At 61.8% G+C, this 12,179-nt stretch carries 17 protein-coding genes; 6 read left to right on the forward strand and 11 right to left on the reverse strand.

From position 1 onward, the window contains the following. Window positions 1–117 precede the first annotated feature (117 nt). The 3 genes from NKJ77_RS25460 to NKJ77_RS25470 form a co-directional block, all read right to left on the reverse strand. Entirely contained in the window at window positions 118–1,533 is a 1,416-nt protein-coding gene (locus tag NKJ77_RS25460; RefSeq protein WP_023672026.1) for an ATP-binding protein, read from the reverse strand. A 75-nt stretch (window positions 1,534–1,608) separates the two neighbouring features. After that, window positions 1,609–2,328, reverse strand: a complete 720-nt coding sequence (locus NKJ77_RS25465; protein ID WP_023672025.1) for a response regulator — start codon at window positions 2,326–2,328, stop codon at window positions 1,609–1,611. Next, the gene (locus NKJ77_RS25470; protein WP_023683723.1) at window positions 2,315–2,848 is read right to left on the reverse strand and encodes a MarR family winged helix-turn-helix transcriptional regulator; all 534 of its coding nucleotides are present in this window, start codon (window positions 2,846–2,848) and stop codon (window positions 2,315–2,317) included. The genes NKJ77_RS25465 and NKJ77_RS25470 overlap by 14 nt, the downstream gene beginning before the upstream one ends. 244 nt (window positions 2,849–3,092) lie before the next feature. Between NKJ77_RS25470 and NKJ77_RS25475 the strand changes: the two genes are divergently transcribed. From NKJ77_RS25475 to NKJ77_RS25485, 3 genes are all read left to right on the forward strand, one after another. Beyond that, window positions 3,093–3,986, forward strand: a complete 894-nt coding sequence (locus NKJ77_RS25475; protein ID WP_023672023.1) for a branched-chain amino acid aminotransferase — start codon at window positions 3,093–3,095, stop codon at window positions 3,984–3,986. A 145-nt stretch (window positions 3,987–4,131) separates the two neighbouring features. Then, window positions 4,132–4,446 (forward strand): hypothetical protein, encoded by a 315-nt coding sequence (locus NKJ77_RS25480; RefSeq protein WP_023672022.1) that lies wholly within the window; start codon window positions 4,132–4,134, stop codon window positions 4,444–4,446. Window positions 4,447–4,676: 230 nt separating this feature from the next. Further along, window positions 4,677–5,315 (forward strand): MBL fold metallo-hydrolase, encoded by a 639-nt coding sequence (locus NKJ77_RS25485; protein WP_023695789.1) that lies wholly within the window; start codon window positions 4,677–4,679, stop codon window positions 5,313–5,315. 66 nt (window positions 5,316–5,381) lie between these two features. On the opposite strand, the gene NKJ77_RS25490 is transcribed toward NKJ77_RS25485, so the two are convergent. From NKJ77_RS25490 to NKJ77_RS25500, 3 genes are all read right to left on the reverse strand, one after another. Next, a complete protein-coding gene (locus tag NKJ77_RS25490) occupies window positions 5,382–5,807 on the reverse strand; it encodes a BA14K family protein (protein WP_023672020.1) in 426 nt (141 codons plus the stop codon). Between the two features lie 192 nt (window positions 5,808–5,999). Further along, window positions 6,000–6,212: a cold-shock protein gene (locus NKJ77_RS25495; protein ID WP_023672019.1), complete on the reverse strand. Its 213-nt coding sequence runs from the start codon at window positions 6,210–6,212 to the stop codon at window positions 6,000–6,002. Window positions 6,213–6,563: 351 nt separating this feature from the next. Continuing rightward, window positions 6,564–6,776 (reverse strand): cold-shock protein, encoded by a 213-nt coding sequence (locus tag NKJ77_RS25500; protein WP_006202520.1) that lies wholly within the window; start codon window positions 6,774–6,776, stop codon window positions 6,564–6,566. Between the two features lie 484 nt (window positions 6,777–7,260). On the opposite strand from NKJ77_RS25500, the gene NKJ77_RS25505 reads away from it, so the two are divergent. Beyond that, a complete protein-coding gene (locus NKJ77_RS25505) occupies window positions 7,261–7,677 on the forward strand; it encodes a Kazal-type serine protease inhibitor domain-containing protein (RefSeq protein WP_023833512.1) in 417 nt (138 codons plus the stop codon). 555 nt (window positions 7,678–8,232) lie between these two features. Here the strand turns inward: NKJ77_RS25505 and NKJ77_RS25510 are convergent. From NKJ77_RS25510 to NKJ77_RS25520, 3 genes are read right to left on the reverse strand one after another with little or no spacing between them, the layout of a single operon-like run. Beyond that, window positions 8,233–8,370: a hypothetical protein gene (locus NKJ77_RS25510; RefSeq protein ID WP_023683725.1), complete on the reverse strand. Its 138-nt coding sequence runs from the start codon at window positions 8,368–8,370 to the stop codon at window positions 8,233–8,235. A gap of 37 nt (window positions 8,371–8,407) precedes the next feature. Then, window positions 8,408–8,674: a hypothetical protein gene (locus NKJ77_RS25515; RefSeq protein ID WP_023711156.1), complete on the reverse strand. Its 267-nt coding sequence runs from the start codon at window positions 8,672–8,674 to the stop codon at window positions 8,408–8,410. Then, a complete protein-coding gene (locus NKJ77_RS25520; RefSeq protein WP_023672014.1) occupies window positions 8,671–8,940 on the reverse strand; it encodes a hypothetical protein in 270 nt (89 codons plus the stop codon). Before NKJ77_RS25520 ends, NKJ77_RS25515 begins: the two co-directional genes overlap by 4 nt. Before the next feature lie 323 nt (window positions 8,941–9,263). Between NKJ77_RS25520 and NKJ77_RS25525 the strand changes: the two genes are divergently transcribed. Both NKJ77_RS25525 and NKJ77_RS25530 read left to right on the forward strand, forming a co-directional pair. After that, window positions 9,264–9,446: a hypothetical protein gene (locus NKJ77_RS25525; protein WP_023689691.1), complete on the forward strand. Its 183-nt coding sequence runs from the start codon at window positions 9,264–9,266 to the stop codon at window positions 9,444–9,446. A 203-nt stretch (window positions 9,447–9,649) separates the two neighbouring features. Next, complete coding sequence (locus NKJ77_RS25530) at window positions 9,650–11,284, forward strand: tetratricopeptide repeat-containing sulfotransferase family protein (protein WP_352535917.1); 1,635 nt, start codon at window positions 9,650–9,652, stop codon at window positions 11,282–11,284. Between the two features lie 7 nt (window positions 11,285–11,291). Here NKJ77_RS25530 and NKJ77_RS25535 read toward each other — a convergent pair whose 3' ends face one another. Together NKJ77_RS25535 and NKJ77_RS25540 are read right to left on the reverse strand one after the other, a co-directional pair. Then, window positions 11,292–11,645 (reverse strand): DUF1428 domain-containing protein, encoded by a 354-nt coding sequence (locus tag NKJ77_RS25535; protein ID WP_023683729.1) that lies wholly within the window; start codon window positions 11,643–11,645, stop codon window positions 11,292–11,294. A 71-nt stretch (window positions 11,646–11,716) separates the two neighbouring features. Next, window positions 11,717–12,145 carry a VOC family protein gene (locus NKJ77_RS25540; protein WP_023705894.1) on the reverse strand — a complete coding sequence of 143 codons (429 nt, stop codon included), beginning with the start codon at window positions 12,143–12,145 and terminating at the stop codon, window positions 11,717–11,719. Between the last annotated feature and the right edge of the window lie 34 nt (window positions 12,146–12,179).

The raw sequence follows: 12,179 nt of genomic DNA on the forward strand, positions 1-12,179 counted from the left end.
GGCGGCTGAGCCGAATCAACTGAGGTCGCGCGCTTCATGCGCGCTCTTGACCATGGTTTCATGACGGGCGGATGAAGGTGGTTTTTGGCCGAGCCCGTCTTCCAGATCATGCTTTGGTCAGGCGGGCACCTTGATCACCGCCCGCAGGCCGCCGAGCGGGCTGTCTTCCAGCATGATGTCGCCGCCATGGCTGCGGGCAATATCGCGGGCGATAGAGAGACCAAGGCCGGTGCCGCTGGCGTCGAGGTTGCGCGCCTCGTCGAGCCGCACGAACGGTTTGAACACGTCCTCGCGCTTTTCCGGCGGGATGCCCGGACCGTCATCGTCGATGGTGACGACGAGTGAGCCGCGGCCGTGATCGGCGCTGATCTCCACCGTCTTGGCATAGCGCAAGGCATTGCCGGCGACATTGGACAACAGCCGGGCGAAAGCGTGCGGGCGCACATGCACGTCCGGATCACCGGCAAGCACGGTCGATAGCTTGCGCTTGTGCAGCGACGCCTCCTCGCCGAGCTTTTGGAAATAGGCCTCGAGATCGAAATGGCCGGCATCTTCCGACGCTTCGCCGCGGGCAAAGGCGATATAGCCTTCCAGCATCGACTGCATGTCGTCGATGTCCTGGTTGAGCGCGGCCTTGGTCTCGGGCTTGCCGCCAGCCAGCGCCAGCTGCAGCTTGAAGCGGGTGAGGATGGTTCTGAGATCGTGGCTGACGCCGGTCAGCATGGCGGTGCGCTGTTCCAGCTGGCGTTCGATGCGCTCGCGCATCTGGATGAAGGCAAAGCCGGCCCGTCGAACCTCCTCGGCGCCGCGTGGGCGGAAATCGCGCGGCATCGGCCGGCCCTTGCCGAAGCTTTCGGCGGCCTCGGCCAGAGACAGGATCGGCCGGATCTGGTTGCGAAGGAAGGGGATGGCAATCGTCAGCAGCACCAGTGACGTCCCGACCATCCAGATCAGGAAGATGTGGGTGTTGGAGGCATAGGCCTGGCTGCGGCGCACGAAGACGCGCAGCACCTTGCCCTCGAGCTGGATGCGGACCTCGACGATGTTGGAATTGCCGACCGTGTCGATCCAGAACGGGCGGTTGATCTGGCGGGTGATCTCGGTGGAAAGGACGTCGTCAAGGATCGAGAAGAAGGGCTTGGGTCCAGGCGCCGGCAACGGGTCGGGCGGCAAGAGGTCGACCTTCAACTGCATGCGGTCTTGGGCGATGCGGATGATGTTGGCGTAGTCGCCATCATGCGGATAGGTCTCGATCATGTCGATGATCGCGGCGATGTCGCGCACGGTGGCCTGCGACAGGCGCTGCGTCACGGTTGCCCAGTGGCGTTCCATGAAGTCGAAGGCGACGACCGACTGCAGAAGGATCATCGGCGCGATGACGATGATCAGCGAGCGGGCATAAAGCCGCTTGGGCATATAGAACGCAACCAGCCGCCAGAACCGCTTCCAGGCACGCGGCATTGCTTTCAGCGCGCGTGATACGCGCGCGCCAAAGCCGCCTTGTTCCGGCCGTTCCAGTTGCGTGGTCGCCATTTATCCTTCCGCTGGGTCAATGGCCGCTGGTCGATGGCCACACATCTATGGCCAAGGGCGGCCGTCAGCGGCATTCTATTCCACGCTGAGCCGATACCCAATACCGCGCACCGTCTGCAGCCAGACCGGATTGGACGGATCGCGCTCGATCTTGCGGCGCAGGCGGTTGATCTGGACGTCGATGGTGCGCTCGCCGACTTCCGAATCGTCGCCGACAAGCTCGTGACGCGGGATCGTTTCGCCGGCCCGCGCGGCAAAGATCGCCAAGATCTCCTGCTCGCGGTCGGTCAGCTTCAGCGCCTCGCCGCCCCGCTTCAGCTCGCGCCTGGCGATCTGGAAGGTGTAGGGGCCGAAGACCAGCTGCTCGACCTTGGGCGTCGTCGCCGGGCCGCCGCGGCGCAGAATGTTATTGATGCGCAGGATCAGTTCGCGCGGGTCGAAGGGCTTGGGCAGATAGTCGTCGGCGCCGGCCTCGAGCCCAGTGATGCGGCTGTCGGTTTCCGATAGCGCGGTGAGCATCAGGATCGGTACGTTCTTCTCCGCCCGCAGCGCCTTGGTGAGGTCGACGCCGGTCTCTCCGGGCATCATGACGTCGAGGACAAGGAGGTCGAAGTCGAGTCCTGCAAGCTTTCGCCTGGCCTCGCCGGCATTTCCGGCGACTGTGACGCGAAAACCATTTTCGGTCAGATACTGCTTGAGCAAATTGCGAATGCGGGTGTCGTCGTCGACCACAAGCAGATGCGGCGCGTCATCGTCCGGCGCCGTCGGCTGGTCCACCCTCTCAATGGTCTCCATGGCTTTTCCCTGACATGTTTGCAGGCACAATGTCGATCTGCGCCCTTAGTTCCGGATTGACCATGGCTTCCAGGAATCGTTCGATCAAGGGACGCTCGCTGGCTCCGGAATCTTCCAATGCAGCACGGATGCGGCGTGACTGTGGCCGCGCCAGGGCCAGCGCCAGGGCGCGCCCCTTGGCTGTCGGATAGAGCTCCCGCTGGCGGCGGTCGCGCGGACCCTGCAATTGCACGATATGGTCGGTGTCGATCAACTGCTTGAGCACCCGCGCCAGGCTCTGCTTGGTGATCTTGAGCACGTCGAGCAGTTCAGCGACCGTCAGTCCCGGCCGGCGGTTGACGAAATGCAGCACCCGGTGATGGGCGCGGCCAAAGCCGTAATCGGCCAGGATCTGGTCCGGATCGGAAGTGAAATCGCGATACGCAAAGAAGAACAGTTCGATGATGGCGAAGTCGATGCCGTCCTCGTCGGTGATCGGCGTCTTGATCGGTTTTCCGGCAGCTGGGCTTCGATCCGTCATCATTTCTCCGTCCATAGAGGGAAATTATGTCAGTACTATTGACGTAATTTCCCCGCAATGGTAATTTTTGACAAGCTTTTCGGCTGAATGCGAACGAAAAGGCAAGGGAGTGCGGTTTTTCCGGAACTTCCTGAGTTTGCCAGAGTTCGATTCTCCGCTTACGCTTCAAGGGCCGCCCGACGCGGCTGTCGCGCAACAAGAACAACACTAATGATGTGCGGGTCGCCGCCCGCGGGAGGTTTCCATGGCATCCGTTCCCTTCGACCAACTGGACGGCTTCATCTGGATCAACGGCGAGTTCGTCAAATGGGCCGATGCCAAGATCCACGTGCTGACCCACGGCCTGCACTATGCCAGCGCCGTCTTCGAGGGCGAGCGCGCCTATGGCGGCGCCATCTTCAAGCTCAACGAGCACACCGAGCGTCTGCATGAATCGGCGCGCCTGCTCGGCTTCAATATTCCCTATTCCGTGGCCGAGCTCAATGACGCCTCGACCACGCTTCTGAAGAAGCAGGGTTTCCAGGACGCCTATGTCAGGCCGATCGCCTGGCGCGGCAGCGAACAGATGGGGGTGTCGGCGCAGAACAGCCGCATCAACTGCGCCATCGCCATCTGGCAATGGCCGAGCTATTTCGACCCGGCGCAGAAGCTCAAGGGCATCCGTCTCGATCTGGCGGAATGGCGCCGGCCCGATCCGCGCACCGCGCCGTCGAAGTCGAAAGCCGCCGGCCTCTACATGATCTGCACCATGTCCAAGCATGCCGCCGAGGCCAAGGGCTATGCCGATGCCATGATGCTCGACTGGCGCGGCCAGGTCGCCGAAGCAACGGGCGCCAACATCTTCTTCGTCAAGGATGGCAAGATCCACACGCCGAAGCCCGATTGCTTCCTCGACGGCATCACCCGCCGCACCGTCATCGGCCTCGCCAAGGACCGCGGCCTTGAAGTCGTCGAGCGCGCCATCATGCCTGAGGAACTCGAAGGCTTCGAACAGTGCTTCCTCACCGGAACGGCAGCGGAAGTGACGCCGGTCTCCGAGATCGGTCCGTACCGATTCGAGGTCGGCGAGATCGCCAAGACTTTGATGAACGACTATTCTGCTGCGGTGCAACCTAAGCATGCGATAGCCGCAGAATAACGAAAGTCACAGCTTTTTTCGCAAGCAGGGGCGGTTTTGAGGCCGGCCCCTTTATTTCAGCATCTGTGCATTTGACTTTCGTACAATTCAGCGTCTCATGATGGTGTCGGCCCGGGAGGCTGGCAGCTATGGAGGGACTAGGTACATGGATACGAATACGCTCATTGCGCTCGTTGTACAGGTAATTGCAGGTGTTGTCGGTGGTCAGGCGGTCGGCGTCGCGCTGAAGAATGCGGCGATGGGCCAGTTGACCAAAATCCTCGGCGGCGCGGTTGGCGGCGTCGGCGGGGCGGCGATCCTCGGCAGCCTGCTCGGCGGCACGGCCGACCCGGCAGCGGCTGCAACGGCAGCGGGCGGATTGGGCGATACGCTGAACCTCAAAAACCTGCTCGGCGGCGCCGGCGGCGGCGCCATCCTGACCGGCATCATCGGTGCGGTCATGGGCGCGATGAAGAAGTAAGCCTCTAGATCATTCACCGTTTCACGGCGAATGATCTAGTTTGTTGTTTTATCCAATTCCGGACGGAAAACCGCTTTACACTTTTCCTGGAATTGCTCGAGACTCAGGCTTCGTCAAATGGGCGGCCGTTGGGCCGCCCATTTCTGTTTTGGGACGGACTGTTTGCCTTTCAGCAGTGGACGGCCTTCGCCCGCGCCTCTACATCACGCTGGAACAGCGAAAGGACAATCATGGGTCAGCTCAATGCCGGCATCGTGCCGGTCACGCCTTTCCAGCAGAACTGCACCATCCTGTTCGACATGGATGACAAGCATGGCGTCGTCGTCGATCCGGGCGGCGACATCGACAAGGTGCTGGCGGTGCTGAAGGACAATGCGATCACCGCCGCTGCGATCTGGATCACCCATGGCCACATCGATCACGCCGGCGGCGCCATGGAGCTGAAGGAAGCACTCGGCATCGAGATCATCGGCCCGCACGAAGCCGACAAGCTATTGCTCGACAATCTCGAGAACCAGGGCCAGCGCTACGGCATTGCCGGGGCGCGCAACTGCGTGCCCGACCGGTTTCTCGCAGAGGGCGAGACGGTTTCGTTCGGCTCACATATGTTCGAGGTGCTGCACTGCCCCGGCCATGCGCCTGGCCATGTCGTATACTACAATCGCGCGGCGAAGTTCGCTCATGTCGGCGACGTGCTGTTTCGCGGCTCGGTCGGGCGCACCGACCTGCCGGGCGGCGACCATGCGGCGCTGATCGCCTCGATTAAGAACAAGCTTTTGCCGCTCGGTGACGAGATCGGCTTCATCTGCGGCCACGGCCCGGGTGGCCGCTTTGGCGAGGAGAGGCGGACCAATCCCTTCCTGACTTAGCGATGTCTTTCTGCCAAAAAAAAAGCGCTGGCCTTGCGGTCAGCGCTTTTTGTGGCACAGGGAAGCTCAATTCGCGACGCAGAAATGCTGCTCACCGTCATTGCCGGTGAACGTGCCGCTGCGGGCATTGAAGCTCCGGTAGCGGTCCGAGCAGTATTCGTACCAGTCGCGGGTCCACGGCTCGGCATAGCGGTCGGCATAGACGACCCGCGGTTCGGCATAGTAACGGCGCACCGGCGCCGGCCGCACTTCGCGGTAGTCGTAATCGTCGTCATAGCTGCTGTAGCGCGGCTGCGGGTTGCTCAGCGCACCGGCGATCAGAGCGCCGGCCGCAAGGCCGACGACACCGGCCGCAAGCGCGTCGCCATTATGATGACGACCATGGCCATGATGCCAGCGGTTCCAGTCCTTGGCATTGGCGGCAGGCAAGGTGGCGAGGGTGGTCGCGGCGAGAGCGGCGCCCAGGATGGCGGTCTTGAAAATGCGATTCATTTTGGTCTCCTTCGTGCCGGCCCGGATAGTTTTCGGGGATGCGGTCCAGCCTAGGGGACGATTAATAGAAGACCGTGGCTGAACGGGGGCTGAACGGAATTGGCTGATACGATCCAGTTCTTGCGGCAAAACCAAGCGCGTACGCAAGGCGCTCCGCCTCGTCAATCTCCGTCCGGACTGTCTTGAGCCGGCTTAGCCGACCGACAGGTTGACGGCCTTCGGCCCCTTGCCGCGCTTGTCCGGCTCGGTGTCGAATGTCACTTTTTGTCCATCCTCCAGACCGGAAAGACCCGAAGCCTGCACGGCCGAAATATGAACGAAGACATCCTTCTGCCCGTCGTCGGGCGTAATGAAGCCGAAGCCTTTGGCATGATTGAAGAATTTGACGGTGCCGGTCTGCGGCATGGGAAGCTCCCTTTGATCCCATAAAGTCCAGTTTCGGGCCGGCAAATGCCCGAAGGGAAATTTGTCCTTTATTTTAGCGCTATCGGCAAGAGAAAGTTTTGGCGACGGCGGCAACGCTGAAGGCTGCTCAAATAGATCGTGGCACCGAAGGCAATTCGCGCCAGACGATTGCTCCGGCGATCAGCCACGGCATTGACCGATAAAGCGTCCTTTGCCTCCGGCGACGGCGGTCATGAAAAAGGCGCAACGGGAACGTCGCGCCTTCGAAACTCTGGACGGCTGACAAAGCCGGTTCAAACACGCTTTAGGTGCTTTTTCGAGCGCCCTGACGGGCGCGCGGGCACCGCCGGTTCAGGCCGCGCGGAGGTTGACCGCCTTCGGACCCTTGCCCATGCGGTCGGGTTCAACGTCGAAGGTGACCTTCTGGCCGTCGACGAGGGTACGCAGGCCCGAGGCCTCGATCGCGGAAATGTGGACGAACACATCCTTGGCGCCGCCGTCGGGCGTGATGAAGCCGAAGCCTTTGGTCGCGTTGAAGAATTTAACGGTGCCGGTCTGGGCCATTGGGGAAACTCCTTCACCCGTGTCAGTCTTATGGTTTGCCCGCCGCCTGGCATCGTGGGCAAGTCCCGGTGGTTGCTTCGGCAGTCCTGCATTTGCGCATGGTAAAACCCCCCGCCGAAAATGGGGCCGTCAGAGATTCACAGTATCGGGGAAAGGTCGTCCAAAACGTTCCGCTCTCCGGGTCGCAAATGCCCGAACACAAAATTTATCGCACGGAAACGTGATCGTTGCAAGATAGCGCCGCGGGCCGCGTCCATCGACGCATCCCAACGAAGGCGCTTCGATAAACCTGGGTTCTTAAGAGTTCATCAGCCAGAGCCCGGCCACGCATGGTCCAGCGGTCTGGTCCAGGGCCAAACCAATACGCGGGCCGGGCATCGCATGGCTCCCGCGCCGCAAACGGGGGTTGCATTTGGCAAGGGAATGGCGAGGATCGACAGGCGCGTTTTGCGCCGGGGACGGGGGTCTCGAGGGAGGCATATTCATGAGATTTCTTGCGACGACCTTCTCGCGCCAGGGTTTTACTATTCTCTTCCTGTCGGGTCTTCTTGCGGCCTGCACCGTCGTCGTCGATGACGGGCCGGGACCACGTCCGCGCCCGCCACGGCCGGAACCGGAATTCTGCACCAGGCAATACGAGCCGGTCTGCGCGCGGCGCGGCGGTGACCGCCAGACCTTCGCCAATGCCTGCCTTGCCGAACGGGAAGGCTACCGCATCGTTCGCGACGGCCCTTGCCGCGACGGCGGCGGTGGTGGCGGTGGTGGCGGCGAAGAGCCGACATTCTGCACGCGCGAATACGCCCCGGTCTGCGCCCGCCGCCATGGCGAGCTGCGCACCTTTCCCAACGCCTGCGAGGCCCGTGCCGCCGACTACCGCGTCGTCGAGGACGGCCCGTGCTGATTTTTCCTTCTCCCCTGTCGGGTGAGTCCGCCGGAGGCGAATTCACCGTCCCACTGGCACGATAAAAAAGGCGGCGAATGCCGGGACCCTGCGAAGCAGCGGGGACCGGGCGGGTGGACCGGACCACCCTTGGTCCTTCGCAGGCTCAGGGCGTTCGAAACTCGAAAAGCCAACAATTGGCTTTTCGTCTGCTGCGCGGACCGCTTCTCACCCCCAAGGGAGAAGGCAAGGTCGCGGATCGGAGTGGTTGCCTACGCCGAATACGCCCCGTCGGCCGGGCCGGCATAAAGCTCTGCGCCGTCCTCGTCGCAAATGCGCAGACGGTCGGGGATCTGCGGCATGGCGAGGCTGTGGAACAGCGCGGTGGCGCCCTGCAGGGCGGCGCGCAGGTTCGGCGCGTCCAGCGATACCTTGTCGAGCGTGGCTTCGTCGACGTCGCGCGAGCGGCTCGACGAAGAACGTCAAGCAAGCCTCCGTTGCAGAGTTTTGCGCGAGATCGTCAGTCCGAGATCGTCAGTCCATTGCCGGCAGGTGCGCCAGGCGCGCCCTGCCTGGTCAGCCCTTCGACTTCGGCTTCAGGCTGCTCTCTGCCTGCTTGACCGAGGAACCGAACGGGGAGGCGGCCTTGGCCACCACCTTGTCTTTCTTGGGCTTGCGAGTTTCGCGATTGCTGCGCTGCTGACCCTTGGCCATCCGTCTGCTCCTTCGTACGTGCTGGGTGGGTGCGGTGTCAGACGGCCGGGCTGTCGGGGACAGCCGGGGCGTCCGCCACTTCGAGGTTGTCTTCCGTGGTGACCCGCTCATAGGTCTCCTGCTCGCTGCGGATGCGATATTGCGGCGAGCCATCCTTGACCGGCAATCTGCTCTTGATCTGAAACAGCTCGGCGGTCTTCTGGGCGAGCCCGCTGCGGCTCTTCATGCGCACGGTCTGGCCGATGGCGAAGAGGTGCGAGGGCGTGTCGGTGCGCGGACGCGCATTCTGCTGGAAGCGGATCATGCTGCGTTCTCCTGGTCGCGCCTCAGCGCTGTTTCGAGTTCGAGGTAGTCGATGGCGACAAGCTGGCTGGTGGCCGGGTTCTTCACCGCCCTTGCCGGCAAATGGATGAAGGTGGCGACGCGACGCCAGGCAAGCCGCGACATGCCCTCGATCAGCTCTTCGTCGTGATCGATGTCATAGTCGCCGGCCGGCAGTTGCCCTTCCAGCCCGCCAAGCACGAAGGGTGCCGCGAAATGGGCGATGGAACGGGTGGTGCGATCCGGCATTGGCTTGGCTCTGGTTCGTCGATGCTTTCCGGCATCAACCGGGAACTCAACCATCGGCGATTGGAATGAGTTTGGCGGGTCGAGTATCTCCGACGCCGCCATATGCCAAGCTTGACCCAAAAAACGATCTCAGACCAATAATCCGAAATTGTTGGTTATTCAAGCTGATTTCCGCCACGGCTCGACCGGTATAAAAAATTTCTCGTATAAACCCCTAATAAATCTGCTATCGTGGAACAATATCAGCCAATTTCTTATTTAGAGAGCATCGGAATAATTATTCCGGTGCCCCTAAGATTATTTTTTACGAAAGGCAAAAATATATGAGATTCATGAAAACGCCGGATCGTCCGACCGCAACAATCGAGCCAATCGTCCTCTTCCCCAAGGCAATATCAGTGCGCCTGACGATAAGAAGCGACGAAGCGGCACGGCGCAAGATTGCCGACACCGACGGCACGCTACGGCGGGAGCGCCGGCTCGCCGAGAGCAACCGGCTGATTTGACCGGGCTGCGCTGCTTTGGGTTCAACCGCAGCAACACCTTGTCCGGACCGAAGAGGATATCCGGCGGCACCCTTGAATCTGTCTCTTCCATGCCTTAGGTCCGGCAAGCGGACAAACACGGCAGGTTTCCCATCAACAGAGATCAGAGAAGAGCGGCGGGTGCTGGAGCTGGCGGACAGCCGCCGCTGGGCCTCGACCAATATGTGCAGCAGGCGCTGCAGCTGCATCAGGCCGGGCGCCGGCAGGAGGCCGAGACGCTGTACCGGCAGGTGCTGGCGCGCAAGGCCAATCACCCGGCAGCGGCGCATTTCCTGGGCCTGTTGCTGCACCAGACCGGGCGCAGCCCCGAAGGGCTGGAGCTAATCGAGCAGTCTGTGCGTCTGCAGCCGAAGAATCCCGATTTCCTCAACAATCTCGGCACGGTGATGCGCGATCTCGGCCGCGTTGCCGCGTCCGCCGATTTCTTCCGCGGCGCGGTCGATCTCAAGCCCGACCAGCTCGCGGCACGCGACAATCTGGGTTCGGCGTTGAAACAGCTCGGCCAGTTCGAGGCTGCGGAGGACATCTATCGCGGCACAATCGGGCGCAATCCCTTCCATGTCCGCGCCCGCATCGGGCTTGCCGAAACGTTGCAGGAAGCCGGTCGTCTGGATGAGGCGCTGGCGACCTTTCGCGAGGCGCTGACGATCCGGCCCAAGGATGCCGACCTGTTGCATGGGCTCGGCGTCGGGCTGATGGAAAAAGGCAAGCTCGATGAAGCGGCAGACCTGTTTCGGCAGGCGTTGGCGATCACGCCAGGCATGGCAAAGGCCTGGCTGATGCTGACGCAGGTCAAGCGCCAGAAGGAGCGCGACGCCGAACTCGCCGGCATGGAGGCCCAGCATGCCAAGGCGCCGGCCGACAGCCTGGCACGCATGCAGCTGTCCTTCGGTCTCGGCAAGGCCAATGATGATTTGAAGGACTATAACAGGGCCTTCGACTATTTCGCTGAAGGCAATGCGATCCGCCGCAAGGGCATCGATTATGATTCGGTCAGGACGCGGGCCGAATTCGAGGCGATGAAGACGGTGTTCAACGCCGGCTTTTTCGAAAAGCACAAGCCAAGTGCAATCTCCGACGACACGCCGATTTTCGTCGTCGGCATGCCGCGCTCCGGCACCACGCTGGTCGAACAGATCATCGCCAGCCATCCACAAGTCTATGGCGCGGGCGAGCTCAGCATGTTGAAAACCGCGGTCGGCAAGCAATTTCCGCTGACCATGCCCGGAGGTTTCCCCTGGGGACTGGTCGATGTATCCGACGCGGAGTTTGCCGTAGCGGGCCAAGCCTATCTCGACATGCTGCATGAGCGCTATCCCAACTTCAGGCATGTCACCGACAAGATGCCCGGCAACTTCCTGCTCATCGGCTTCATCCATATGATGCTGCCGAAAGCCAAGATCATCCATTGCGCGCGCGATGCGGCGGCGACCTGCCTTTCGATCTACAAGGTGCATTTCCGCGGCGACAACCACCGCTACGGCTATGATCTGGGCGAGCTCGCCGATTTCCACAATATCTACACCGACATCATGGCGCATTGGCGCGATGTTCTGCCGGGCGTCGTGCATGACGTGCGTTACGAGGATTTCGTGGCCGACCAGGAGGGACAGACGCGGGCGCTGATCGGGCATCTCGGCCTGTCCTGGGACGACAAGGCGCTGTCGTTCCACGAGACCGACCGCCCGGTGCGCACGGCCTCGGCCGCGCAGGTGCGCCAGCCGATGTATCAGGGCTCGGTCGATCTCTGGAAGCGCTATGGCGACAGGTTGAAGCCGCTGCTGGACAAGCTGGCCTGAGCAGCGGCTAAAGCTCGATGAAGGGCTGGAAACCGCCGAAGATCATGCGCTTCATATCGAAGGGCATAGGCCCCAAATCGGGCGTCAAACGCGGATCGGCCATCACCTTGGCCATTACCGCGTCGCGGCTTTGCCTGGACGAATAGACGGCCCAGGCAAAGACGACGATCTCGTCGTCTTTTGCCTGAACGGCACGCGGAAACGAGGTCAACTCACCATAGGGCACGTCGTCGGCGATACATTCGACATAGGCGAGCGCTCCGTGTTCCTTCCATATCGGGCCTGCGAGGTTGGCCAGCTTCTTGTAGTCATCAATGTTTGCCTTCGGCACGGCGAGCACGAAACCATCGACATAGGACATTGGGTTTTCCTTGGAGTATCTCACAAAGCTCCTTACCGGCGTCAGCCGGTAAGGAGCTTTGTCAGCGGTGGTCAGTCTTTCTTCGCCGGCGCGTTCATCGCCCATTCGACCCCGAAGGGATCGCGCATGTTGCCCCACTGGTCGCCCCAGAACATCAGCTGCAGCGGCACTGCGACTTCGCAGCCGGCATCGACCGCGCGCTTCCACCAGCCATCGATCTCGTCGGCGCCGAGATGGAGCTGCATGGTATAGCCCTGCGGCTTGACGGCAGGCATGCCGTTTTCGGGGTAGAAATCGGAAATCATCAGCGTCGAGCCGTTGATGTGGAGATGGATGTGCATGGTGCGGCCCTGCTCATCGGGCGGATAGAAGAACACCTGCTCGGCGCCGAAGGCCTTCTTGTAGAATTCGGCGGCCTTGAAGGCGCCGTCCAGCTGCAAATAGGGGGTCAATCCACCGAGAACTTTCGCGGCCGGCTGAATGGGGGTCTGGTCGGTCATGTCTTGTTCCTCTTTGGGTTTGGTCTGGGCGCTT

The organism is Mesorhizobium sp. M0052 (assembly GCF_040323255.1).
In the GTDB taxonomy this organism is placed as follows: Bacteria; Pseudomonadota; Alphaproteobacteria; order Rhizobiales; family Rhizobiaceae; genus Mesorhizobium.